The following is a 24566-nucleotide window of genomic DNA, read 5'->3' as shown; positions in this document are numbered from 1 at the left end:
CTTCGAATCTCAGCTTCCGGGTTTCAAATTAAACAGGCCGCATGATCGTTTGACCATGTGGCCAGTTCGGCTAAAGCCGACCGCCGCAGCATGGGGCGTTTCAGCGGGTGACACAAGAAGCAAAAGACAATGAAAAGGTCATCAACCGCATCGTGGGCATGGATTACGGGGCGAGCTTTTTGACACACAAGATCGCAGCGGCCCGGCGTGGCTTGCGCCAGACAAGCGGCTGTCCCGCGAATGAAACCAATCCCCAGAACACGGCCGGCTTTTTCCTCAGCGAATGATGCTCACCACGCAGGGTTTTTGGACCCAACAAACCGCGGACTTCGAAGCCACGGCGCGCCATTTCCTCCGGTTCCCATCCCGACAGATGCTCCTGGAGGTCGTCATTGGAGATGTGCCGCTGTGGCAGGAAGCCGTTCGGCGTGAAAAAGATCACGCGCTTACGCGCCAGCCGCTCCATGTCGTTAATCAATTGCAGGCCGTCCGCCTTGGTCAAATGCTCGATGACATCTATGGCTATGCACGCATCGAAACTTTTCGGTTCAAAGGCCTTGCCAAGTTCGGTGACGCTGCCGTGAAACACTTCATCGTGAGTTCCCTTGCGCCTGGCTTCTTCAACCGATGGCAAATAGCCATCGATCCCCACACACCGTGGTACGCCAAACAATCGCAAACTGCTTGAATGGCCGCACCCGACATCGAGCACATCCTTGCAACTACGCAGAGCGTCCCGCAGGGCGAGCTTCACCACGATCTGGTTTGGATCATAACGCAGCCGCAGCAAGTCCAGGATCAAGCCAGATTTGCTACGCATAAGCATCTGGTGCCATCGAAAAAGAGACGATCGAGCTTCTGCGCTCTTTCTGCTCGGAAGGTTTTAGCATTCGAAAGGTTGTCACGCCTGTACTCATCAATGCCAACGCGAAAAATCTATCACAAGAGAATTATTTTCCTGCGGAACATGCGCTCCGATCAACGCAGCCAGCCGACGACGATCGCGTTTCCGCACGGAAAGGGATGTCCGTAAACGGCTCCAGCCACTTCGCTGTATTGCGCCTCCCGCCAGGTGTTGTTCTTGCTGAAGCGTTTCATGAATCGCACTTCCGAGAGGCCCGTCCGCTGGTTTCGAACAAGGTCATCGAGGTGCAGGTTGTAGCCGAGCGGCATTGTGACGAGCAGTTCCCCTCCTGGTGCGAGCAAAGACCGCAAGTTCTCAATCGCCCTTTCGATTTTCGCGGGCTCCTTCGGATGCTCATCCCATCCCACATGCTCCAACGTGGACAATGACACAATGGCGTCGTAACGCTTGGCAGGACGATACGTGACGATGTCCTCATTAATTACCCCAGGCGCGCGCTCATACTTATCGACGACATCGTGGTGAAATGTCATGTAGGCTGAAAGCACGTTTCCAACTTCGAGGATGTTGCCCTTCCTGCCGGCAAGAAATTGCCGGGCTATTCCAATTTCCACCGCTCGCTCATTGTTGAGGATGAAAGGATGCACTTCATAACGGCAGGTGCGGCCGCCAATGGAGAAGGTTTTCTTTCCGAAGACCCGCCGCCACCCGTAGGATCCTGCGCGGGTCGCCGCGACCCATGGAAACGCAATCCCGTGCATTCGATGCCCTTCCCGGACAGCGTTGCGGATATTTTGAATCAAACGCTGGCTCATAGATTTTCGCTTGGTTCGGACATGCAACCGCGGTCATACGCGCCCGTGTGAAAGGATAAAAAAGCGAATCGAATGCTCATACGGCGAGGTCTCCTCGAAACAGAGGCTCACTTTCGCCAAGCACTGCGGACAGCCGTTCGCGATGAAACTGTTCTGCATTTCGATTCCATCGTTCACGAAATCGCACTATCGATTCCGTAAACTGCGAAAACTTGCGCTGGATATCAAGGATCGCAAATTCGACTTCCGACGGCGAAGGCTCCACCACATGCCCGACGCCGGCATCCGCGAGCGTGCGCGTAAAATGTGCGGTGTTGGTTGTGACCACGGGCGTATTGCTGCTCAGAAATGCAAATGCCTTGGAAGGAATTCCGAAATAGCTGTAGCTGTCAGGCCCCGTGTTCCGATAAACCGCATAGCCGCAAAAACAACGCGAGAGGACCGCGTTTATGCGATTCTGATCGTTCAACAATCCATGAAACACGGTTCCCTCAGGCGCAAGGTGCCGAATCGATTCCAGGTAATTCGAGTGCCCGATGATGTTGATTCGGAAACCATGTTTGCGCCCGACCTCGAATAGCAGTTCCAAGGCATGATCCGCGGTCGGGATGCCGATGTAGCCGATCTCATTTCGTGGTCCCGAAGGCGTTTGATTGTCATTGATGCAAATAGGAACTACGAAATTTCGGGGATTGACTGCTGCGGCCGGAATTCGTGGGGAGACCGTCCAGACTTCATCAGCTCGACGGCACACATATCGATTGAGCGCGCCTGTGATCCTTCGGTGAACTCTGACGGCCAGGGAACCTCGAGGCGGCAGGTGGTCGGACAACCACACGATGACCTTGCGCGCCTTTCCAGATCGTTTCAGGAGAAGAGCCGCCAAGCCCATGTTATAGTTGGGCGCGATCACGACATCGATTTTGCCAGCACTGGAAAACCGGCGCACGCTGCGGAGGGAGCGCATTACTGTGAGCAACGAAAACAACCTTTCATCCCATTTCCTTGACGCCATCAGGTTCTCCTCGGGCCCGTCATAAACCAGCTCCTCCTGTTCCCAAATCTCGACGTGCTGGATCATCCCTTGCTGAATCATCACCACTCGTCCGAACTTCGATACCAGCCGTGCCCAGCCGCGCTCGTTGTTGCCCATGCCCTGCAACATCACGATTTGTTTCATCGCGGGCGCATTCACCGGTCTGCGGAGATTTCGAGCCAGTTGGGATTGGCTTCGGCGTGTTGAGCCAGCTCCTCAAACAACGCCATCAGAGAAGTGTGAGGTTTCCAACCCCAGAATTCCCGAGCTTTCGTGAAATCCATTGTCATCCAGGGAATATCAAAGGAACGCGGCGTGTGGTCGGCCGCAACCTCGTGCCGGCCGAACCTCTGTTCGCACCAGCTACTGAGTTGTAATAGGGAAAATGTGTTGTCCAGCCCGCCCCCTAGGTTGAACACGCGTTCCGGCGCACTGCCCACAGAAGCGATCTGTTTCTGAAGAAGTGGAACGAGGTCGCGCGGGTGAAACGCATCGCGGGATTGATGACCGGTCCCGCCAAAACCAATGTATTTCAGAGGCCGCTTGCGAAGCCACGAATGGATCCAGTAACTGACGATCCCCTGGTCAGGGCGTCCAAATTGTCCAGCACCGGCGAGCACGCCGCATCGATTGATCCAGATCGGGAGCGAGAAACAGGCGCCGTATTCCAGAGCGAGAAGTTCCGACGCCACCTTGCTGGCACCGTAAAGCGATACAGGCGATTCCGTGGAAAACTGTTCCTGGATGCCGCGCGCCGAAACTCCGCGAGGAAGTGGTGCTGTTGAATCGAGGTGAAACGCCCCTTCCCGAACCTGCATCGGTAATCCCACTAGGCCTGGAATGGAGTAGACGCGGCTGGTGCTCAACAATATGAATCCAGCCTTGTAGCGCTTGCATGCCTCCAGCAGGTTAATCGTGGAGTATAGGTTGTGATCGAGGATTTCCCGGCTGCTCGTCTTGCCATCAATCCCCGCGAGTACGCTTGGATTGGCGGCGGCATCGAGCACCCAGTCGAATTGCGGCAGCCGATCCACGTCAGTTGCCACCCGCAAATCCGCGTGTTGAATAGAGATTCCGCGGGCGCGAAGGTCCAGCCGGTTGCGCTCACTCCCGGGACGCGAAAAATTATCGACCCCAAAGATCTGAAGCGACTCCCCGCGGGGGCACTGTTCCTGGAGCGCGCGGGCCAGCGTGGATCCGACAAACCCGCAGATTCCGGTAATGAGCAGCTTCATTTGGCGCTTTATGTTAGCCAGTCGCCGCGACCTCAACGCAAGGTTAAGTTTCATGCCCTAAACTCATCGGAGATCGAACACCCCTTTGTTCTATTGCAGCTGGAGCCACAGGCCGCTGTGCGACCGCGGAGGCTCACATCCAACGTGGATGCCTGACCCGGTTTTCCCTTGTCATGTTCCAGCGCATCCAGAGAATGGCGCAAGAATTCTCCATCTTTATGACGACCAACCCGAGCAACCCTCGGACGAAATTCAACGGTTTATGGTTCGCAGCATTGCTCGCTGCAATTCTCGGCGCCCTGTTCTGGCAAAGCTTTACGCCGGGTGTCGTTCACTTTTCCAATGACGGTCCACTCGGCATTCAAAATGCCGATGTGCTCGATTTGCCGCAGGGCATCACTGGGATCTGGTTCGACCTGAACTCGATCGGGTTTGCAAGCGGTGCGTTTACCGCGAATATCACGACGCTGCTGAAGTGGGTGCTCGGGCCGGTCGGAATTTCGAAGTTCCTAGCACCCGTGGCGCTTTTCATCCTTGGAATGGGTGCGTGGATGCTTTTTCGTCAACTCCGCTTTTCACCCGTCGCTTGCGCTCTTGGGGGCTTTGCTGCAGCATTGAGCTCAGTCTTCGTTTCCACTGCCTGCTGGGGTGTCGCGTCGCAACAGATTGCGATGGGAATGAACTTCGTTGCTGTGTCTGTTCTCATTGCCAGCTTCCGCGCACGAACCGCGACCGGACAAATTCTCAGGCTCGTTCTCGCCGGCGCATGCGTCGGATTGAGCATCATGGAAGGTCTGGATAACGGCGCGTTGTTCAGCATTTGCGTGGCCGCGCTTACCGTTTTCTTATCCATTGTCCGGGGTCCCGGTCCGTGGTGGCGCTGCCTGCTGGCTGGAGCCGGCCGCACCGCGATCATTGCGATCTGTTCAGCACTGGTCGCCGCGCAGACGCTCGCCACCCTTGTCACCACCCAGATCATTGGCGCCCACGGGTCAGGCGAGGACGACCGAACGCCGCAGCAACATTGGGATTTCATCACGCAATGGAGCTTTCCCAAAAAGGAGGTGCTGACCTTTGCCGTGCCAGGTTTGTTTGGATTCCGAATGGACACCCCGGAAGGCGGAAACTATTGGGGAGCCATCGGCCGCGACCCTGCATGGGATCGCTATTTCGCGAGCGACAGATCCCAGCCCCCGCCCGCCGGATCAATGCGGTTTTCCGGCGGCGGCGCCTATCTCGGTGTGCCAGTCGTGCTAATCCTATGCTGGACCGTATGGCAGGCCTTTCGCCGCAAGGATTCTGTATTTGCACCAGACGACCGACGCCTGCTCTGGTTCTGGATCGCCGCATCTGTCGTCACCCTGCTTCTGGCGTTCGGCCGCTTTGCTCCGTTTTTCAAGGTGTTTTACGCGCTGCCTTACCTGTCGATGATCCGCAACCCGGTCAAGTTCACAGCCATTTTTAATTTCGCGGCCGTGGTGCTCTTCGCCTATGGCGTGAATGCGTTGTGGGCGCGCTATGTCACACCTGCCAATCCGCAGCGTGTCCCAGGCGATCGACGATGGATCCTCGGCATGTTCATCGCGATTGCAGTGAGTTTCATCGGTTGGATCGTATATGCCGCCTCCCAGAAAAGCCTGGTGGAATATTTGCAAACGGTTCAGTTCGACGCCGAACTTGCGCGCATGATCGCCAAATTCAGCATCAAGCAGGTGGGAATTTTCATCGCGTTCCTGGTCGCCAGTGTGGTTCTCATGACGGCCATCCTGAAGGGGAAATTTGCAGGAGAGAAAGCTAAGACCGCTGGCATCTTGCTTGGCATCCTGATGGTCGTGGACCTCGGTCTCGCCAACCTGCCGTGGACCGTGTTTGTCAATTATCAGATGAAGTACGAAAGCAATCCGATCGTCGACCAGCTCCGGGAAAAACCTTACGAGAATCGCGTTGCAATCCTTCCGTTCCGTGCAAATTCGCAGGAGGATTCCTACTTTGAGCGGCTGTATCGGATCGAGTGGGCACAGCATCATTTCCCGTATTACAACATCCAGTCCCTCGACGTCGTCCAAATGCCGCGCCCGCCACAGGATCTCGTCGCCTTCGAAACCGCGCTGCATTTTAACGGTTCCCCGGAATCCGCCTACCTGATACCGCGCCGCTGGGCACTCACGAGCACCCGTTACCTGCTGGGCAGTGCGGGGTATGTGGAGGCATTGAACAGCCAGATGGATCGCGACAAGCGCCGATTCCGCATCGCCCAAACATTCAGCCTCGGCTGGAAACCGGGCGTGACACCCACGGGACAGCTGGAGGAGCTCACGGTGCACCCCTCAACAAACGGCCAGCTCGCGCTGATTGAATTCACAGGAGCGCTGCCACGCGCGAGTCTCTTCTCCAATTGGCTGGTCCCAGCAAAGAATCCCGACGTGACGCAACAAACACTGGCCTCGCTCACGACAAACGAACTGTCGCGCCTGGAGAGTGTCGGCACGAATGATTTCCTCACCCTCAAGTTGCTGGCGTCGCGCGACTTTGACCCTTCCCAGCTGGTCTTGGTGGCTGACACCGTTCCCGTCCCCGAACCACCCGCGACGAACAATGCAACCGCAGGGACGGTGGAGTACACACACTATTCGCCAAAGAACATCCGCCTGAAGGCACAGGCGCACACGGCGGCCATGCTGTTGCTCAACGACAAATACGACGCTAACTGGAAGGTGTCAGTCGACGGAAAACCCGCTGAACTGCTCAGGTGCAATTTCCTGATGCGGGGAGTTTATCTCACCCCGGGAATGCACGAAGTCGAGTTCGTCTTCCGCAGTGATTTGCGGCCGCTCTATGTCACGCTTGCCGCGATGATTGTTTGCGGCATCCTTGCGGGGATCGTCGTGGTCGAGGATCGTCGCACGCGCTCATCCACGGACGAAAATCACGGTCGGTGAGCGTCCGGTCGGAACTTTCCAATCCATCCAAACGCGCGTGATTTCGCAGCGCACCTGACTGCGCACCCTGCGAATTTCATTGCCGACCCGGGAAGGCAATCGTTAGAAGATTCACCATGAGAATTCTGATCACAGGGGGCGCGGGTTACATCGGTTCTGTCCTGGCTCCGACACTGCTGGCAGACGGGCACGCGGTGACGGTCGTCGACAACTTCTATTTTGCACAAAACAGCCTGCTCGACTGCTGCCAATACGAGAAGTTCGAAGTCATCCGAGGTGACTGCCGCGACGAGAATCTCATCAAGCCGCTGGTTGCCAAGGCTGACCTGATCATCCCACTGGCAGCGTTGGTCGGCGTTCCCCTTTGCAACACGGACCAGATTGGCACGCGTACGATCAACCAGGAAGCGGTGGAGATGCTGTGCCGCCTCGCAAGCCCCGCTCAATGGATGATCATGCCGGTCACCAACAGCGGCTATGGCATTGGTGAGAAAGGAAAGTTTTGCACCGAAGAAACGCCGTTGCGCCCAATATCCACCTACGGTGTCACCAAGGTCAAAGCGGAGGAAGCGGTTTTGAAGCGTGAGAACAGCATGAGTTTCCGGCTCGCCACAGTGTTCGGCGTCGCGCCGCGCATGCGCCTCGACCTTCTCGTCAATGACTTCGTTTACCGCGCCGTGAACGACCGCGCGATCATGATTTTTGAAGGGCATTTCAAACGGAACTACATCCACATCCGCGACGTGGTCCGCGCTTTCCAGCATGGGATGGCGAACTTCGAAAAAATGAAGGGCAAGCCTTACAACGTCGGGCTGGAGGAGGCCAACCTGTCCAAGCTCGAGCTGTGCGAAGTCATCAAGAAACATCTGCCCAAGCTGGTCTATCTCGAGGCGCCCATCGGGGAGGATCCAGACAAGCGCGATTACATCGTGTCGAACGCCCGCATCCTGGCAACGGGCTTCCGAACCGAATGGAACCTGGATCGCGGAATCCAGGAATTGATCAAGGCCTACACGATTCTCCGGAATACGATCTATTCGAACGTTTGAAGCTGAGCGCACTGGGATCGCTCATGCGCCCGCACCTTGACCAGATTACTGCTGTCGTTCTCGCGGGCGGTTTCGGCACGCGCATACAGCATCTGCTCCGCGAGATTCCAAAGCCCATGGCGCCCGTTTTCGGAAAACCGTTCATAGAATGGATTCTTCGCTACCTCGCGGATCAGGGCGTGCGCAACGCAGTGTTATCGACAGGCTATCTGGCAGAAACTGTGGAACAACATTTCGCCACATGCCCCGTGGCTGCCATGAAGATCGAATGCGCGCTCGAAAATGTTCCGCTCGGAACCGCGGGTGGATTTTTAAATGCCGCTGCTGCTGCAACGCAGGAGACTCGCGCCTGGCTGGTAATGAACGGGGATTCCCTGGCGCTGGCACCGCTGCAACCGCTTGTCGATTCCCTGAACGATTCGGGAATCGACGGCGCAATCCTGGGGGTTCCCATGACTGAAGCGAGCCGATATGGAACACTTGCCCAAACGGCTGCGGGCGAACTCGCCGGGTTCCTGGAGAAGCGCCCAGGCGCGGGAATCATCAACGCCGGGGTTTACTTGTTTCGCGATTCGCTCATACGGACCTTTCCCGTCAAACGTCCCCTCAGTTTCGAAACGGACGTGTTTCCGATGCTGGCCGAGCGGGGGACACGATTGAAAGTCTGCGTGACGGACGCTCCGTTTTTAGATATAGGCACACCCGAATCATTGCCCCTGGCCGAAGCGTTCGTGCGCCAACAAGCGGAATGGTTCGGGAACGCAATGACATGATCATCAGCAGAACTCCGTTTCGCATCTCGTTTTTTGGCGGCGGGACAGACTACCCCGCGTGGTATCGCCAGCATGGCGGAGCCGTGCTCGCAGCAACGATCAACAAGTACTGCTACCTCACGTGCCGCTATCTCCCCCCATTTCTCGAACATCGCATCCGAGTCGTCTACTCACGCATCGAACATTGCCAGAGCGTGGACGAAATCGTTCACCCGTCAGTACGGGAATCCCTGCGGTTTCTAAAAGTCGATCGCGGGATTGAAATCCATCATGCTGCCGATCTCCCGGGACGGAGCGGAATGGGATCCAGCTCCGCATTCACGGTTGGCCTCCTTCATGCCCTCTATGCCCTCAAGGGCCGCGTCGCGGGAAAGAAACAGCTCGCCCGGGAAGGCATACACGTCGAGCAGGATCGCTTGAAGGAAACCGTCGGATCGCAGGATCAAGTCTGCGCCGCTTATGGAGGGTTAAATCGCATCAACTTCCTTCAGAACGGCGATTTTTCAGTACAGCCAATGACCCTGTCGCAGTCGCGTGTGCGCGAGCTGAACTCCAATCTGATGCTGTTCTACACGGGCATCAAGAGAACCGCTTCGGAAGTGGCGTCCAGTTACGGGACTGCCGATGCCGTGGACCAACGCGCGAATCTCCTGAACCGTATGCGGGAATACGTGGAACAGGGAGCCGAGATTCTGAACAGCCGGCAGGATTTGCGGATGTTCGGGGAACTGTTGCACGACAACTGGCTCGCGAAACGCGAGTTGAGCCACAAGGTTTCGAACCCTCAGATTGACGGACTCTACGACAGAGGGCGGGCCGCAGGGGCCATCGGTGGAAAACTGCTCGGCGCGGGCGCGGGCGGCTTCCTCCTTCTGTTTGTCCCGCCGGATCGCCAGGCTGCGGTGCGAAGCGAATTCGAGTCGCTCATCCACGTGCCGTTCAAGTTCGAATTCGCGGGCAGCCAGATTATCTTTTTCGATCACGAAGAGGATTTTACAAAGCACGACAAAGCAAGGGCTTCACAAAAGCTCGATGCGTTTCGTGAATCGAATGCCGATGCTGCCGCACCACACATGCCTCCCTCTGACGAATGAATGAAGTGGACCAGAACTGGGCTCGCCTGCGATCCGTCAATGTCAACGCCACCCGGCCCATCGCTTACGAATCGCCAGACCACCTCGTGCCATGGGGCACTCGCCGCGACAACAGCCGCAATCGCCGCTTCAATCAGAAGCTTTATAAACTGTTCGGCGAACAAAGGGGCCCTCTCTGGATCGCAGACCTCGGCTGCTCCGGGGGTGGATTCGTAAAAGACTGCCTCGACGACGGCTGTGTTGCAGTCGGTCTGGAAGGGAGTGACTTCTCAAAGCGACTTCGCCGCGCGGAATGGCGCACGATTCCCGAATACCTGTTCACGGCGGATATCACTGCGCCGTTCGAAATCCTCGGCGAGTTCGAGGGTGGGAAGCGATTGATCCAGTTCGACGTCGTGACTTCATGGGAAGTCATGGAACACATCCACGAGCGGGATCTCCCGGCGGTCGCCGCAAACGTGAAGAAACACCTGCGGCCTGGCGGGCTGTGGATCATGAGTATCGCGTCCCAGGACGATTTCGTGAACGGCGTGAATTTGCATCAGAGCGTTAAGCCGGCCCAGTGGTGGATCGACTTCTTCCGATCAGTCGGTTTGCAGCACGACGAGGCGTATGTCCGCTACTTCAATACGCAATACATCCGCGGCCCGAAATATTTTGCGCCCGGCAGTTTTCACCTGGTGGTGACAAACGATCGCGCGAAGGCCCCATCGGTTCCGCATGAATCCACGCTCGTCCGGCTGAGCGATGTTTGGATTGGAAGTTTCCCTCAACGCGTACTGCGCTATGCTGTGACCGGAAGTGCCTTTTAGTTTATGGATTTGGACAAAGCCAGGATTCTCGTGACGGGAGCCAGCGGTTTCGTTGGACGCAACGTCGTGCAACTGATGCGTGATCGCGGTTTGCAGCCCGTAACGCCGTCGCGCTCCGCGTTCAACCTTCTCGAACAGGCGGCAGTGCGCCGCATGCTCGAAGAAACCAAGCCGGACGTTGTCTTCCATTTGGCCGGGTTGATTGGAGGGATCGGCGCCAACAAAGCGCGACCTGCCGATTTTTGTTATGAGAACCTGCTGATGGGAACGGTGATGCTCCACGAGTCGTGGCGGGCAGGCGCGCGAAAATATGTCACGCTCATGGGCGGCTGCAGCTATCCCGCTCACGCGCCCAGCCCAATCAAGGAAACCGAGCTCTTCAACGGAATGCCGCAAGCTGAAAGCGCCCCATATTCCCTGGCCAAGGCGATGAGCGCCATCCAGGCGGAAGCTTATCGCCGCCAGCACCAATTCGATGCCATTGTGCTTGTGCCCGGCAATCTTTACGGCCCCTTCGACAATTTCGATCTCAACAACTCCCACGTCATTCCCGCGCTGATCCGGAAATACGTGGAGGCGAAGAAAACCGGGCGCAAGGAGATCGTTGCGTGGGGCACGGGCCGTCCGACACGCGATTTCGTTTACGTCGAAGATGCGTGCAGAGTCATTTTGAAAGCCGCCGGGGAATACAGCGGCAGCGAAATCATCAACATTTCCTCCGGCCGGCCAGTGTCCATCCGCGAGCTGACAGAGACCGTTGCTGAACTTGTCGGGTATGACGGCAAAGTCGTCTGGGACAGCTCCAAGCCTGACGGACAAATGTTCAAGGGGTTTGATGTGACACGAATGAAAACGCTCCTCGGATGTGATTGTCCCACGACCCTTCGAAGCGGTCTGGAAAAAACGATCGCGTGGTTTCTCAGCAACCCCGCGGAGATCCGCCTGTAGCGATGCGTGTAACGATCATTGGGGCGAATGGGCTCGTCGGGTCCGCTTTCGCCCGCCTGCTCGGCAGGCAGCCTGATATCGAACTCACATGCGTCACACGGCAGAACTTCGACGCGCTGCCTGCTGCGCACAGCGACGTGGTTATCGAGGCGGCGTGCAATTCCAGAAAGTTTCTCGCGGACCAGGATCCCGCAGGTGAGTTCGCGGCGTCGGTTCAACACCGCCTTCTTTCGCTCCAAAAATTCACAGCCGGCCTTCAACTCCACATTTCCAGCGTGGACGTCTACAACGACGTTTCCTCACCGGGCACGACGCGTGAGGATGCCCCGATCGACGTGCGCAGCTCCTCGCGATATGGATTTCACAAGCACCTCGCGGAACAACTCGTCCAGCATTATGCCTCGTCATGGCTAATCGTCCGACTCGCCGGCATGGTGGGGCCGGGACTTAGGAAAAATCCTGTGTTCGACATCATCAACGGACAGCCGCTGCGAATTCATCCCGATTCCCGGTATCAATTCATGCTCACTGACGAAGTCGCGCAGGTTGCTTGGGCGCTGGTTCAGACTGGCTTCCGACAGCAGATCTTTAACGTCTGTGGCACTGGACTGATCAGCATGCGCGAGGTTGCTGCCATTGCGCAGCGTGATTTGAATCTCGCAATGCTCCCCGCCGATGCCATTCCCCGTGTCGTCGAAGCGAGCAACGAAAAGCTCGCCGCCTTGTTCCCCGTGAACTCGAGCGTTTACGCCATCGAAACCTTTCTTCGGGAACATCGAGCGCCGAATCTCGGGAGAGGATAAGAACTCGTATACAGGTTTCCAGACCTGCCGTATCGCCCACTTCCAACTCGGCAGGGCGCGGGACTGCACAATCCGGGCGACAGAGTTTGCATAAACCGAGTCTGGCCAGCCGTTTTTATCCCGCCCCGCGCAATACGGAGCGAATTCGGGTTTGATTCCCAGACGCAGCCGCCTACTCTTCTGCCGCATGTATAGCGGACCAATTCTGCCGTTGGATGCCGCCACGGCAGGAGTTCGCCGTGGGGAAATTTCGATTCTGATGGCTACCCGGGCGCGTCCTGAGATGCTGGCCGAAGAACTCGACACCCTGCAGGCAAACACGCGTCAAAAAGACAAACTCGCCGTATGGCTCTACGTTGACAACGACGACACCGTGACTCGCGAGGCCGTGGATGGCGGACGGTTTTCCAACTTTGATTTTCGGGTCAACTGGCACTACGGACCGCGGCCTCCTGCCTTGGGCCAGGCGCATCAGGCGCTCTGGAACGCGTCGGGACGCGCGTCCGAGGTTTACATGATTTCCTGCGACGACGCCCGGTTTGACACTCCTGGATGGGACGATGTCGTTCGGCGCGAATTCGAACAACACTCAGATGGAGTGCTTTTGGGATTTGCGCAGGATCCCAACGCGGAACAGGCGACGTATCCATTCATCGGCTGGGGAATGCTTCAAGTGTTGGGATACGAAAAGGTTTTTCCCGGAATCTTTGCTTTCTGGTTCGATGACAAATGGGTGGAGCAGATCGCACAGTTGGCGGGCCGTTGCGTATCGATCCCCATGATCATCAACCCGATCGGCGGGGGAAAGGGCAAGACGCAGCGCATGCGGTGCGTGCCGTTCTGGACGCGTTTCTTTCAATTGCTGATGCCTGAGCGCCGTGCCTGTGCCGAGCAGCTGCTCAATGCGATGTACGTGAACGATCCGCAAGCCCGCGCAGCCGCTTTCAAGGAGCTCGAGGCAGTTTGGAACCATCTAGTGCGCGACGAGGAAAAGTCGTTTTCAGATCTTTACTGCGTTTTCCAGGAGGAACGCCATACCGCTCTCAGCCCTGAGGATCGGGATCGATTCAACCCGTTATACATCCGCCAGGAGGTGATGGCGGTGACGCGTCTTCTTTCCCATGCAGAACGGTTGATCAAAGAGAACAAGCCGGACGAGGCGCTCAAGTATGTTGAGGCGACGCAGCTGGCCGATCTGCGATTGCGGCAGGCTCAGGATATGAAAATTTCATGCCTGCGCGCTTTGAACCGCGGCGCAGAAGCGGACGAACTCGAACGGGAGAAGTTTCTGTCCTGGCCTGAAATGAGCGCTGCGCGAAGGCTCTTTCGCTTCCTCGGAATGATCGCCAACGAAGTGCGCCGAATCGTCGCCGCCCGCTCGCGCAAGCGAACCGCGGCCTCCGGGCTGCCGCCATTGCTTTGACCGCTGTCACACATCCCGGCCCCGCTTCCACGCAATATGATGTCGTGGTCATCGGCGGCGGAATTGTCGGCCTTTCTGCTGCGTTCCGGTTATTGGAATCACGCCCCGGATTGAAGCTCGCGCTGATTGAGAAGGAGGGGAGACTCGCCGCGCATCAAACTGGAAACAACAGCGGCGTCCTCCACTCAGGGCTGTATTACAAACCCGGATCAGAAAAGGCAAAGCTCAGTGTTTCCGGCCTGCAGCAGATGATCGCGTTCTGCCGCGAGCACAGCGTCAAGTTTGATCAATGCGGAAAAATCGTCGTCGCTACCGACGACTCCGAACTGCCGCGGCTTGAAACCTTATGGGAGCGAGGCAACGCAAATGGTCTCGCAGGCCTGCGCCGGCTTACACCTGTTGAGATCAAAGAAATTGAACCGCATGCTGCGGGAATAGCTGCGATTCACGTTCCGCAGGAAGGGATCGTCGATTACCCGGCCGTCTGCGAAAAGCTCGGCGACTTGATCCGGCAGCGGGGCGGGGAAGTTCGACTGAATACAAAGGTTCAAAGCATTGTTCCAGGGCCGCATTTCACGATCCACACGAACATCGGTTCATTGTCAGCGAGGCAAGTGATCACATGCGGCGGACTCCATTCCGATCGGCTCGTTCGGGCCAGCGGACAGAATCCCACTGCAAAGATCATCCCGTTCCGCGGCGAATATTACAAACTCCGGAAGGATCGGCAGCATCTGGTGCGTCACCTGATCTACCCCGTTCCCGACCCGAAGTTTCCGTTCCTGGGCGTACACTTCACGCGCTTGATTCACGGTGGCATCGAAGCGGGTCCAAATGCCGTGCTGGCGTTTGCACGCGAAGGATATAAATGGCGTCATCTGAACGTGCGAGACCTCACGGAATCGCTGACGTTTCCCGGCCTGTGGCGATTTCTCGTGAAGTATCCCAGCATGTGCGGTTACGAAATCCGCCGCTCGCTTTCAAAACTCGAGTTTTGCCGCTCACTGCAAAAACTCGTTCCTGAAATCCGGGTGGCAGACCTGGAACCCGGCGGCGCCGGCGTCCGAGCCCAGGCGATGACGTCAGACGGAAAACTGGTCGAAGATTTTCATTTCGAGGAACAACCCGGGCTGCTGCACGTGGTTAACGCCCCATCTCCCGCTGCCACAGCCGCTCTCGCCATCGGATCCAAAATCGCCGCGCGATTTTCTGCGGCGAAGGCGGAGGGCGTCTACAATCCGGTCGGATGATCGAGAAATATCCACGGAACCTTGAACTTCCGCGACAAGGATTCCGCCAGCGCCTTAACGCCAAAGGTTTCCGTGGCGTAATGTCCCGCGTAGAAGACGTTCACGCCCAGTTCCTCGGCCATGGCAAAGGTCCAATGCGGACCCTCGCCCGTGATGAAAGTGTCCAATCCGCTCGCTGCCGCTTTCATCAAATCGCCGCCAGCGCCGCCAGTCACCACTCCGATTCTTTTGCACTGGGAAGGGCCTGCAGCTATGAGGTGCGGGTTGCCGCCTGTGGCCGAGGCAAGCCGCTTCAGCAGTTCTCCGCGATCCACTTTGGCGTTGGCGAGCAATCCAATGTCCTGGCCGTGACTGGAAAAAAAAGGAGCTGTCCGGGTGAAGCCAAGCGCAGCGCACAGTTGCGCGTTGTTGCCGAGTTCGGGATGCAGGTCGAGCGGCAAATGCGAGCTGTAAACAGCCAGGTCATGCTGGATAAGCAACTGCATCAGCTTGTATTTCGACCCAACCCATGGATGGGTTGGACCCCAGAAAAGCCCATGATGAACAACGAGCAGATCCCCGTCCGCTTCGATCGCGAGATTGATCGTTGCAAGACTGGCATCCACAGTCGCGGCTATTCGCGTCACCTTGCCCGAGTTCTCCACCTGCAATCCATTTGCCGCGCCGTCGTAATCCCCGACCTCCGCCGTGCGCAGCAGTTTATCAGTGAATCGAACCATTTCATGCAATGACGCAGCTCGCATGGGTTCGATGAAACCAGATTCACCGCTCCCCGCAAAGACACGATTACCAGCGCTGCGCGAATCCCCCCGCCAACAAGCTTGCTCCGCGAAGATGTGAATCCTAGCCTGCGCTGGAATGCGTTTGCTGGCTCGTTATCTCCTCCGTGAATGCCTGGTAGCGCTGGGCTTTTGCTTCAGCGCGTTCCTCGTTTTCTGGATTGCCAGCGATCTCGTCACGAACCTCAGCAGCATGCAGGAAAGCAAAATGCGCGGCACCGACATCGCCGCCTACTACTTCTTCATGCTTCCCGACTTCCTTCCGATTGCGATTCCTGTCGCGCTTCTCCTTGCACTGCTTTACGCGTTGACCAACCACGCGCGGTATAACGAGATCACCGCGATCCGCGCAGCCGGCGTGAGTCTCTGGCGCATCAGCCTTCCCTACTTCGGTATTGCGATTTTTTGCGCCGCGTCCTTGTTCCTGCTCAATGAGTATATCGCGCCCATTTCCGCTGAACGCGCCGAAGAGGTAAAGAACAGCCGCCTCCCCGCCCGATCGGGAGTCAATCCGCGGATCAAAAAAAACCTGGTCTTCACAAACTCGCGCGAAGGCCGCGCCTGGCACATCGGCGCCTACGACAAGGAAAATGGGAACATGTCGCATGTCGCCCTGGAGTGGCAGCTTAGAGACGGAACGGTCCGCTCCATTTTCGCCCAATATGGCACCTACTCGAATCGCGTATGGACATTTCGGAACGTCCGCGAAATGCGTCGGGCCTCCGGCATGGGCTCCGTTCACGTCAAATCGGAAACCAACCTCATGGTCCTGCCCGATTTGTCCGAGACGCCGGAAATCATCCGCAGTGAAATCAGCATCGCCGAACGGTTCAGTAATCAGGGCCGCACTCGATCGGCCGACATCCCCCTCCGCGTCATCAGAAATTACATCCGGCTGCATCCAAACCCGGAGCGCTCAATGCAACGCTGGCTCAGCAGCAAGTGGCATGGACGGTTCGCGGGGCCTGCCACGTGCCTGGTCGTGGTGTTGCTCGCAATTCCCTTCTCTGCAGGGTCGGGGCGCCGAAACGTTTTCGTGGGAGTCGCGGCAAGCCTCGGGATCTTTTTCGCCTACCATATTCTCCAACAAATCGGGTTTGCATTCGGGGAGGCGGGCCATGTTCCGACCTGGTTCGGGGCCTGGTTTCCGAACCTCCTCGCGGCGGGCGCCGGATTGCTGATGCTGGCGCGGGTTCGATGATTTACCAGTTCGTATCGCCGACGATGTCATCCATCATCTCAGCTGCATCCTCCGGCTTGGCAGCAAAGTATCGGCCCGTTGCGGAGCAGACAATTTCGCCCTTCGCATTCTGGATTTCGCTGCGAGCTTCGAAAATGCGATCGCGGCGGCTCGAGATCATTTCCGCTGAAACGCTCAATTCCTCTCCGGGGCGCGCGGCTTTATTGAATCGCACACTCAATTCCACACAGTAGGCGAACTTCCGGGTCGGCACCGCGCAGGCCCAAACCATGATCTCGTCCAACACAGTGGAAAGGATTCCGCCATGCACCACCCCTTTGAAACCAGCATGGGCTGTCGCGGGGGTGAAGCAGGAGTGAACGCGTTTGCCGTCCGTGTGGAAGCGCAGGTTGAGGCCGATTGCATTCGATTCGCCGCAAACGAAACAGGATCGCGTGTGAGGCAGTTCTTTCATGCGGTCAGATTCACCGCTGGCCGTTCGAAGTTCAATCGGCAAAGGTCGTTACCCGCAGACCTCCGGGTCTTTGGTATCGCCCGTCCTCCGTAGCAGCTACTTCGGAGGGTGGACAGGTGTCCTCGCCTGCCAGGCGCGTTTCACGTCCCGTCCGCTTGGAAGCACGGCGATACAGCAGGTTTCGAAAACGGCGCCGCCGCGAGGCCGGGTGGAACCGCCCCTTGCTTCGATTGCGGCCATTTGTTATCCCCCACGCGCGGTTTGAATGAATTCCAGCGTTCGTACCGTCTAAAACGCAAATGGCATCCGCGGTTCCAGCCCAGCCACGCGTCACCGTGGACGGCAAGTTCTTCCGACTGGGCGAAAAAAAGTTTTTCGTCAAGGGAGTCGCGTACGGTCCGTTCCCGCCCAACGCGCAGGGACAGCCTTTTGCTTCAACCGAACAAACCGCCGCGGATCTCTCCCAAATCGTTCAACTCGGCGCCAACGTCATCCGCGTTTACGACCTCCCTCCGCGATGGCTGCTGGAACTCGCACATGAACGCAGCCTGAAGATTTTTGTAGATATTCCCTGGAACCGGCACCTGTGCATCGATTCCCAGGAGCGGCGCGAGCAGGCACGCGACATCGTACGGAAAACGGTGCTCGCCTGCGGACGCCATCCCGCGGTGTTCGCATTCAGCGTTGGAAACGAGATCCCCGCCGATATCGTTCGGTGGACCGGCGCGCGGGCGGTGTCGGAATGGATCGATGAACTCATCGCGGAAGCCAAGCGTGTCGATCCAGGCTGCCTTTGCACGTACTCCAACTTTCCACCCACCGAGTTCGTTCATCCTGCCAGCGTTGATTTCGTCTGCTTCAACGTTTATCTGCATAACGAACAGCCATTTCGGAATTACATGGCCCGGCTGCAGATGATTGCCGAGGCCAAGCCGCTCGTGCTCGGTGAATTCGGCGCTGACTCGCTCCGTGAAGGCGAAGGCAGGAAATCAGAGATGCTCGCCTGGCAAATCGAGGAATCATTCCGGGCGGGCCTGGCGGGAACGGTTGTCTTCACTTACACGGACGAATGGTTTCGCGGAGGCCGGATGGTGGACGACTGGCAGATGGGATTGGTGACCGCCGATCGCCAGGCTAAAGATTCGTTCTATACCGTTCTCAGGCAGTTCAACGCGGCACCTTGTTTTCCGCTCCGCCGTTATCCGCGGATTTCAGTCGTGGTCGCAAGCTACAACGGCGATCGCACGCTGCGGAACTGCCTGCAATCGTTGCAGCGCCTCAATTACCCAGACTACGAAGTCATCCTTGTTGACGACGGATCCAGCGACACCACGCCGAAAATTGCGGCCGAATTCCCTCATGCCCGAACCATCCGCCATCCCAGGAATTTAGGGTTGTCGATTGCTCGCAATACGGGGATTTCGGCGGCGAGCGGGGAAATCGTTGCGTTCACCGACTCGGATTGCCGCGCGGACGAGGACTGGCTCTACCACCTTGCAGCCACGTTGCAGGATGGAGAATTCATCGGCGCGGGCGGACCAAACCTCCTCCCGCCAGAAGACTCGGCGGTGGCCGCAGCGGTCATGGCATCACCGGGCGGGCCCGCCCACGTGATGCTAACCGACAGGCAGGCGGAACACATTCCCGGCTGCAATATGGCCTTCTATCGCAGCGCCCTCGAAGAGATTGGGGGATTCGATCCGACCTATACAAAAGCGGGAGACGACGTCGACATTTGCTGGCGTTTGCAACAGGCGGGCTATCGAATCGGGTTCAGTCCTGCGGCGTTTGTCTGGCATTATCGACGATCGACTGTTCAAGCCTATCTCAAGCAGCAGCATGGATATGGAGAAGCCGAGGCCATGCTCGTCCGGAAACACCCGGAGAATTTCAATGCCCTGGGTGGAAGCATTTGGCATGGGCGCATATACGGCACAGCGAAAGGGGGGCTCGATTTGCAACGGCCAGTGATCTACCACGGGCTATTCGGGAGCGCTGGCTTTCAAAGGCTTTATTCGTCTGGCAGCGGCACGGCACTGATCTTCTGCACGTCGCTGGAGTATCACTTGTTGATCACGTTCCCTCTTTGGGTGATGTCGGCCGTCTCGCACTATTTCATTCCGCTGGCGCTGGCGAGCATGTTGATCACGCTCAGTGTCTGCGCGCTCGCCGCGTACCAGGCCGTCGTGCCTCGCGAACAGCGGCGCTGGTGGTCGCGTCCGCTCGTCGCGTTGATGCATCTTCTGCAGCCGCTCGTCCGCGGGGCAGCCCGATATCAAGGACGGCTCGCAGTCACGCCGCTGCGGCTCGAATCCCAGCAGTCCATCGATTCGCTCGCGCTTCGGGGAAGTCCGAGACCGCTGGGCGAAGTGCAGTATTGGGCGGAACAGCGGATTGAGAGGATTGATTTTGTAAAGGCGATGCTTGACCGCTTGGACAAAAAAGGCTGGCCAAACCGCACAGATACCGGTTGGAACGACTATGACGTTGAGATTTACGGCACGCGGTGGAGTCATCTCCAGGTCGCAACCGTTGCGGAGGAACATCCGAAGCAGCGGCAATTGATTCGTTGCCGGCTGCGCCCAACCTGGTCGTTGTCGGCACGTATTGCTTTCAGCGCGCTTTTGGGATTCGCACTCTTGATCATTGGCTGGATCGGCAGCCCTTGGGCCTGGCTGACGTTGCTCGTCTTGCCCGCCTTCGTGTGGTGGCTGCGACAGGATCAACGCAGCCTTCAAAGCATCATCACTGTCTTCCTCGACGAATTGGCGAAGCAAATGGGCCTCTTTCCACACAACGGACCGAACCCGGCCGATCGAGATTATCCACGACGGGAAACTGAACTGACACATGAGAGTAAGGAAGCCGCGGGCAGACCGCTGTGACTTGCGTCAATGAAGAACTGCAGCGTCGGTCTATGAGAGGAGAGAAGGATGCGAGGCGATCCAAGCTTGGCGCGCTGTGCTCAGTGTCACATCTGATTTTTGTACTTTTCACAACGTAATTTCCAATGTGCCTGTCCGACGTCATTGGCCAGCGATCGTTCAAAGCGGCGAATGGCTGACGAGACGGTCCCGTAATCCTTTAATCCCGCAACGACGGGAATGTGGATGTGGCGAGACGGAAAACACCCGGCGATCGCCCCTCGCGCAACATTGGGAACAATCGCCGCTGAAACTGAATGTGCCCAAGAACAGGCAACGCGAAGTTTGATCATGACTTCCTATTGTTTTAACCGGGCCAGATTCAAACTAATTTGTTTTAATTAAAACCCGTATTGCTTTATACAAACACCTATTGTCCCAAGTGTGATTAACATAAAACAACCGCCATGAACCCGTTTGAGCCGGAGCAACTTCCACCAAAAGACCTTGATCTTGTGGCGTTGATGCCGCTGGTCGGTAAGGCCAATCGCGCCATTGCCACTCTGGAAGGCTTGTTTTACGGCATCCCCAACCCGATGTCCTGCTTTCTCCCATCACGACACAGGAAGCGGTGCTGTCCTCCAAAATTGAGGGCACACAGGCCGATTTCGAGGACGTTCTGAAGTTTGAAGCCGGCGAAGCCCCGACCGAGCCGTCCCGCCGCGAGGACATCCATGAAATCATGAATTATCGGAAAGCCCTGCGCGTTTCCGAAAGTCTCTTGCGTGAACGCCCGTTCTGCCTCAACTCAATGCTCAAACTCCATGAAGTTCTCATGGACAGCGTGCGCGGACACAACAAGGGCCGTGGCCGCTTTCGCACCATTCAAAACTGGATCCGCAAGCCGGGCAGCCCCATCGAGGACGCCGCCTTCGTGCCGCCGTCGCCGCTTCAGTTGCAGGAACACCTCAACCGCTGGGAGGCCTACTGGCATTCCGATGCGCCGGACGCGCTCATCCAACTGGCGCTCCTGCACGCCCAGTTTGAAATCCTCCATCCGTTCATTGACGGCAACGGGCGCATCGGCCGCATGGTCATCCCGCTCTTTCTTTACGAGAAAAAAATCCTGAGCCGGCCCTGCTTCTACCTGTCCGCATTTTTTGAGTCGCGGCGGGATGATTACATCGCCCGTCTGCGGGCCTTGGGTGAGCCTGGCAGTTGGACACGCTGGGCTGCTTTCTTCTTGGAAGGCGTATCCGTGCAAGCCGAGGCCAACACCAAGAAAGCCCGGGCCATCCAAGACCTTTACGAACGCCTCAAAAAGCAAACGCTCGACTTGACCCATTCCCAGTTTGCCGTCCCCTTGCTCGACTTCATGTTTGAACGGCCCGTGTTTCGAGGCAGCGAGGCCACCAAACACCCTGGCATGCCCAGCCCGCCCATGGTCGCCAGCCTGCTCGGCACGCTGAAGACCAATGGCATTCTTCACACCGTCCGCGAAGGCGCGGGCAGGCGGGCACAGGTGCTGGCGCTGTCCGAACTCATCAACCTGTGCGAGGGCAAAAAGGTTTTCTGAAGGGCGCGGCCTGCTCAACCGCCATGAGCAACAAACAAAAACTGGAACAGACGGAGATTAGAAAGGAGAACCGGCCCAGGCTTGAGCCGCATTTTGCTGGAAGACCTGGCCAAATCGTATCACGCCAAGCATCGCGTGACGGACCACGACTTGAGCATCCGGGCCACTTCGATTACTGGCTTGAGCCGGCTGCGGCCCAAGCCAACCATACCAGTCCTTAAAAATGTTCATTTCCGAGGCAAATCAGGCTCAAAAATGATTAAGGAGGAAAACTGGCAGGAAGTGTGGGCGTACCTGAAAAAACCCGGCTCGAACCGCATTTTACGCGCTCGGACCGTAACCGTTTCCTTCGGAAAGTCCGCGTCTTTATCGGCTGAAACCGTTCTCGATGTGCAACGCACCACGAGTGTGATACGGAACGGTCTTCAAGATGGTGGAGGCGGCGGGAGTTGAACCCGCGTCCCTGGCAAACAAACCAGCCGCGACTACATGCTTAGTCCGGAGTAGATTTTCTGCTATGCGATGACGTCCGAACTCGAGTCGCACTGCCTAGTCCGCATGGAATTTTCTCGGCTGCTGACGCGCGGTCCCCGTCTTCAGCCATGCCTGCTGTAGCGTTCATCCAACATAGCAGGTGTCTGCTGGTGAACGTCGTGGCGCATTTAGGCCGCGAGAGCTAGTTCTTGATTAGCACTTAATTTTTGGTCCGAGTGATTAACGAGGCCAACGAACCATCCTCGGCATGCCGCCTCTGGCGCATTCATCAGGTCGAAACCAGTACGCCCCCAAAAGCAACGGCCACCATACTCGCATCAAATCTCGATACGTCAAGCGGGAGAGCCCTCCGATCGCAGCATGGCATGACTGCCTGAGGCCCATAGCCCTCAGAAAAAAACGGCACGATCGAGAGGCTCTGAATTCTCGATGCGCTCGGGGCTATCTGTTGTTCCGGCCACCGGGCTGGAAGCCCGGCTCTTCGGCAGGCACAGATTGCCTGCCGCCACACGCCTCAGGCTGGTCGGGCCGTCGTCGGATTCTCCACCAGGACGACGGGTTTGTATCCGCCGCGAGACTTGAAGTAGAGGATCAGGGCGATATAGCACGCCAGCATGAACGCGGGAAACAGCGCCATCTTTCCAAGCGCTGAAAATTTCCCCTCCGTCACGGCGGTATTGATCGTCGCCTTGGCCGCAGGATCCGCAACAGCGTCGGCTTTCACGGGATCAACCGCGTGGTAGGTGCCCAGGAGATAACGACTTTCCTTCGTCACGCTTTGATGCAACGCAGGATCTGCCATCGCCAATTTTTGCGTGGCAGAAGTTTCCTGCAAGTAACCGATGAACGGCGCGCCGAGAATCCCGACTGCCAGCATTCCGATTCCTCCCATCGCATTCAGCGTCAAAGCGCCCCCTTTTGGACATTGTTCGGATGTCAATCCAAGCATCGTCGGCCAGAAGAAACTCTTGCCGATGCCATATAGCGTGGCAGCCGCGAAGATCGCTGCCATCCCCGCATTATTGGTTTTGGACAGTGCCGTGAGGCCCGCGATCGCGAGCACCGAGCAGGTCGCAAGCAATCCTAACGGTGACATCTTGTGGATCAACGGCCCAGCCGAGAAGCGCAGGATCATCATGACGGCCGATGTGTAAACGAGAACCCACGCCGGATTGTGACCCGCGGCCAGCATGGGCGCCTCCATGAGCGACGTGATCCATCCGTCCGTGCCAAGCTCTGTCGTGGCCAGTGGCATCATGATGATGATCAAAAATGCCAGGAACGGCCGGCCGAATGATTTCGTGATCACCGCGAACGCTATCACCACAATCGCGATCAGAATCCAAACCAGCTTTGTGTCCCAGGCAAAGACCTGGCCAACCTGCGCAATCACGAGGCCGAATCCGACCAGTGCGCCAAAAGCCCCCAGTTCCTTGAGCATTTCCACGTACCCAACGCCCGCCTGCTCGCGTTCGCTGCGCGGAAACTTAAGCCCGATCAGCATCAAGAAGAAAATAACCGCTGGAATCAGGATCAAGCCCAGCGTAATGCGCCAGTCGGGATTGGTTGCCAGCGCGATCGTGCACAAACCTCCGATCACCAAACCGCCGGGCCATCCTGCGTGCAGGATGTTCAGCCACTTCGCCTTGTCCTTGTTGAACATCGTGGCCACGATCGGGTTGATGTACGCCTCCACCGCTCCATTGCCCAGCGCAAGGATAATGCTGCCCCAGTAGAGCAGGCTGTAACCCTGCTTTTGCGCCGCGGCGAGCGCATCGCCGGTCGCGCCGTGAATCGCGCCGTACGCCGCGATCGCCATGCCTGTGTAGATCACATAGCACAGGAACGAAAAGATCATGGCGACCTTGTATCCAATCTTGTCAATGAACAGGCTGAACAGAATGATGCTCACGCCGAACGGCCAGATGCCGGCGCCCTGCAGCTCGCCGACCGCAACTTTGTCGAGGCCGAAATCCGTGACGAACCGTCCGCCGGAGAGAATCATTCGGCTGATGAACGCGTAGGAAGTGGTGATGAGCGCGATGAAGCATCCCCAGAAGAGGATTTTGTCGTGGCGGTTGTTCATAGGGTGAATCGAAATGCTGGACGTGTTCAATACCCGGCCTGCATGAGCAACTCAACGGGAAAGTGTGCA

19 protein-coding genes, 1 other RNA gene and 1 pseudogene are annotated in these 24566 nt (G+C 57.4%); 13 read left to right on the top strand and 8 right to left on the bottom strand.

Translation table 11 applies throughout. From position 1 onward, the window contains the following. Window positions 1-163 precede the first annotated feature (163 nt). The 4 genes from VEH04_13855 to VEH04_13840 form a co-directional block, all read right to left on the bottom strand. Window positions 164-754 carry a class I SAM-dependent methyltransferase gene (locus tag VEH04_13855; protein ID HYG23863.1) on the bottom strand — a complete coding sequence of 197 codons (591 nt, stop codon included), beginning with the start codon at window positions 752-754 and terminating at the stop codon, window positions 164-166. 224 nt (window positions 755-978) lie between these two features. Beyond that, window positions 979-1680 carry a methyltransferase domain-containing protein gene (locus tag VEH04_13850; protein HYG23862.1) on the bottom strand — a complete coding sequence of 234 codons (702 nt, stop codon included), beginning with the start codon at window positions 1678-1680 and terminating at the stop codon, window positions 979-981. A gap of 76 nt (window positions 1681-1756) precedes the next feature. Beyond that, window positions 1757-2860, bottom strand: coding sequence for a glycosyltransferase (locus VEH04_13845; protein HYG23861.1), 1104 nt, complete (start codon window positions 2858-2860; stop codon window positions 1757-1759). An 11-nt stretch (window positions 2861-2871) separates the two neighbouring features. After that, window positions 2872-3951, bottom strand: coding sequence for an NAD-dependent epimerase/dehydratase family protein (locus VEH04_13840; GenBank protein ID HYG23860.1), 1080 nt, complete (start codon window positions 3949-3951; stop codon window positions 2872-2874). A gap of 218 nt (window positions 3952-4169) precedes the next feature. Here VEH04_13840 and VEH04_13835 point away from each other — a divergent pair, with 218 nt between their 5' ends. The 9 genes from VEH04_13835 (at window position 4170) to lhgO (ending at window position 15042) form a co-directional block, all read left to right on the top strand. Beyond that, on the top strand, window positions 4170-6890 hold the full coding sequence (locus VEH04_13835; protein ID HYG23859.1) for a hypothetical protein: 2721 nt from the start codon (window positions 4170-4172) through the stop codon (window positions 6888-6890). Window positions 6891-7006: 116 nt separating this feature from the next. Further along, window positions 7007-7939 carry an NAD-dependent epimerase/dehydratase gene (locus VEH04_13830; GenBank protein ID HYG23858.1) on the top strand — a complete coding sequence of 311 codons (933 nt, stop codon included), beginning with the start codon at window positions 7007-7009 and terminating at the stop codon, window positions 7937-7939. Between the two features lie 23 nt (window positions 7940-7962). After that, a complete protein-coding gene (locus VEH04_13825) occupies window positions 7963-8712 on the top strand; it encodes a sugar phosphate nucleotidyltransferase (protein ID HYG23857.1) in 750 nt (249 codons plus the stop codon). After that, the gene (locus tag VEH04_13820; GenBank protein ID HYG23856.1) at window positions 8709-9806 is read left to right on the top strand and encodes a kinase; all 1098 of its coding nucleotides are present in this window, start codon (window positions 8709-8711) and stop codon (window positions 9804-9806) included. The genes VEH04_13825 and VEH04_13820 overlap by 4 nt, the downstream gene beginning before the upstream one ends. Beyond that, entirely contained in the window at window positions 9803-10618 is an 816-nt protein-coding gene (locus VEH04_13815; protein ID HYG23855.1) for a methyltransferase domain-containing protein, read from the top strand. The genes VEH04_13820 and VEH04_13815 overlap by 4 nt, the downstream gene beginning before the upstream one ends. Before the next feature lie 3 nt (window positions 10619-10621). After that, complete coding sequence (locus tag VEH04_13810; GenBank protein HYG23854.1) at window positions 10622-11566, top strand: GDP-L-fucose synthase; 945 nt, start codon at window positions 10622-10624, stop codon at window positions 11564-11566. Window positions 11567-11568: 2 nt separating this feature from the next. Beyond that, on the top strand, window positions 11569-12369 hold the full coding sequence (locus VEH04_13805) for an NAD-dependent epimerase/dehydratase family protein (GenBank protein ID HYG23853.1): 801 nt from the start codon (window positions 11569-11571) through the stop codon (window positions 12367-12369). 187 nt (window positions 12370-12556) lie between these two features. Then, window positions 12557-13792 carry a hypothetical protein gene (locus tag VEH04_13800; GenBank protein ID HYG23852.1) on the top strand — a complete coding sequence of 412 codons (1236 nt, stop codon included), beginning with the start codon at window positions 12557-12559 and terminating at the stop codon, window positions 13790-13792. Beyond that, the gene (gene lhgO, locus VEH04_13795; GenBank protein HYG23851.1) at window positions 13789-15042 is read left to right on the top strand and encodes an L-2-hydroxyglutarate oxidase; all 1254 of its coding nucleotides are present in this window, start codon (window positions 13789-13791) and stop codon (window positions 15040-15042) included. The genes VEH04_13800 and lhgO overlap by 4 nt, the downstream gene beginning before the upstream one ends. On the opposite strand, the gene VEH04_13790 is transcribed toward lhgO, so the two are convergent. Continuing rightward, on the bottom strand, window positions 15024-15761 hold the full coding sequence (locus VEH04_13790; GenBank protein ID HYG23850.1) for a Nif3-like dinuclear metal center hexameric protein: 738 nt from the start codon (window positions 15759-15761) through the stop codon (window positions 15024-15026). The two genes, lhgO and VEH04_13790, sit on opposite strands and share 19 nt — an antisense overlap. A gap of 139 nt (window positions 15762-15900) precedes the next feature. On the opposite strand from VEH04_13790, the gene VEH04_13785 reads away from it, so the two are divergent. Further along, window positions 15901-17022 (top strand): LptF/LptG family permease, encoded by a 1122-nt coding sequence (locus VEH04_13785; protein HYG23849.1) that lies wholly within the window; start codon window positions 15901-15903, stop codon window positions 17020-17022. Between the two features lies 1 nt (window position 17023). Here the strand turns inward: VEH04_13785 and VEH04_13780 are convergent, their stop codons facing one another. Beyond that, entirely contained in the window at window positions 17024-17476 is a 453-nt protein-coding gene (locus VEH04_13780; protein ID HYG23848.1) for a PaaI family thioesterase, read from the bottom strand. Between the two features lie 299 nt (window positions 17477-17775). On the opposite strand from VEH04_13780, the gene VEH04_13775 reads away from it, so the two are divergent. From VEH04_13775 to VEH04_13765, 3 genes and pseudogenes are all read left to right on the top strand, one after another. After that, window positions 17776-20361 (top strand): glycosyltransferase, encoded by a 2586-nt coding sequence (locus VEH04_13775; GenBank protein ID HYG23847.1) that lies wholly within the window; start codon window positions 17776-17778, stop codon window positions 20359-20361. A 610-nt stretch (window positions 20362-20971) separates the two neighbouring features. Then, window positions 20972-21046: pseudogene (locus VEH04_13770) on the top strand (hypothetical protein). Between the two features lie 129 nt (window positions 21047-21175). After that, window positions 21176-21916: a Fic family protein gene (locus VEH04_13765; GenBank protein ID HYG23846.1), complete on the top strand. Its 741-nt coding sequence runs from the start codon at window positions 21176-21178 to the stop codon at window positions 21914-21916. 431 nt (window positions 21917-22347) lie between these two features. On the opposite strand, the gene ssrA is transcribed toward VEH04_13765, so the two are convergent. Together ssrA and VEH04_13755 are read right to left on the bottom strand one after the other, a co-directional pair. Further along, window positions 22348-22703, bottom strand: a transfer-messenger RNA (tmRNA) gene (gene ssrA, locus VEH04_13760). Window positions 22704-22925: 222 nt separating this feature from the next. Continuing rightward, window positions 22926-24497 carry an MFS transporter gene (locus tag VEH04_13755; protein ID HYG23845.1) on the bottom strand — a complete coding sequence of 524 codons (1572 nt, stop codon included), beginning with the start codon at window positions 24495-24497 and terminating at the stop codon, window positions 22926-22928. Between the last annotated feature and the right edge of the window lie 69 nt (window positions 24498-24566).

It is taken from the genome of Verrucomicrobiia bacterium (genome assembly GCA_035629175.1).
Classification (GTDB): Bacteria; Verrucomicrobiota; Verrucomicrobiia; order Limisphaerales; family DASXHY01; genus DASXHY01.
Note: the sequence above shows the minus strand (reverse complement) of the source record. Positions and strands in the feature narration are given on the sequence as shown.

Bases quoted from the DNA above. Each gene is read 5' to 3' on its own strand.
- VEH04_13765 (HYG23846.1), top strand. From the start codon at position 21,176: ATGGACAGCGTGCGCGGACACAACAAGGGCCGTGGCCGCTTTCGCACC.
- VEH04_13790 (HYG23850.1), bottom strand. From the start codon at position 15,761: ATGGTTCGATTCACTGATAAACTGCTGCGCACGGCGGAGGTCGGGGAT.
- VEH04_13755 (HYG23845.1), bottom strand. From the start codon at position 24,497: ATGAACAACCGCCACGACAAAATCCTCTTCTGGGGATGCTTCATCGCG.
- VEH04_13850 (HYG23862.1), bottom strand. From the start codon at position 1,680: ATGAGCCAGCGTTTGATTCAAAATATCCGCAACGCTGTCCGGGAAGGG.
- VEH04_13845 (HYG23861.1), bottom strand. From the start codon at position 2,860: ATGAAACAAATCGTGATGTTGCAGGGCATGGGCAACAACGAGCGCGGC.
- VEH04_13835 (HYG23859.1), top strand. From the start codon at position 4,170: ATGACGACCAACCCGAGCAACCCTCGGACGAAATTCAACGGTTTATGG.
- VEH04_13780 (HYG23848.1), bottom strand. From the start codon at position 17,476: ATGAAAGAACTGCCTCACACGCGATCCTGTTTCGTTTGCGGCGAATCG.
- VEH04_13775 (HYG23847.1), top strand. From the start codon at position 17,776: ATGGCATCCGCGGTTCCAGCCCAGCCACGCGTCACCGTGGACGGCAAG.
- VEH04_13825 (HYG23857.1), top strand. From the start codon at position 7,963: ATGCGCCCGCACCTTGACCAGATTACTGCTGTCGTTCTCGCGGGCGGT.
- VEH04_13785 (HYG23849.1), top strand. From the start codon at position 15,901: ATGCGTTTGCTGGCTCGTTATCTCCTCCGTGAATGCCTGGTAGCGCTG.
- VEH04_13840 (HYG23860.1), bottom strand. From the start codon at position 3,951: ATGAAGCTGCTCATTACCGGAATCTGCGGGTTTGTCGGATCCACGCTG.
- VEH04_13800 (HYG23852.1), top strand. From the start codon at position 12,557: ATGTATAGCGGACCAATTCTGCCGTTGGATGCCGCCACGGCAGGAGTT.
- VEH04_13820 (HYG23856.1), top strand. From the start codon at position 8,709: ATGATCATCAGCAGAACTCCGTTTCGCATCTCGTTTTTTGGCGGCGGG.
- VEH04_13805 (HYG23853.1), top strand. From the start codon at position 11,569: ATGCGTGTAACGATCATTGGGGCGAATGGGCTCGTCGGGTCCGCTTTC.
- VEH04_13810 (HYG23854.1), top strand. From the start codon at position 10,622: ATGGATTTGGACAAAGCCAGGATTCTCGTGACGGGAGCCAGCGGTTTC.
- VEH04_13815 (HYG23855.1), top strand. From the start codon at position 9,803: ATGAATGAAGTGGACCAGAACTGGGCTCGCCTGCGATCCGTCAATGTC.
- VEH04_13830 (HYG23858.1), top strand. From the start codon at position 7,007: ATGAGAATTCTGATCACAGGGGGCGCGGGTTACATCGGTTCTGTCCTG.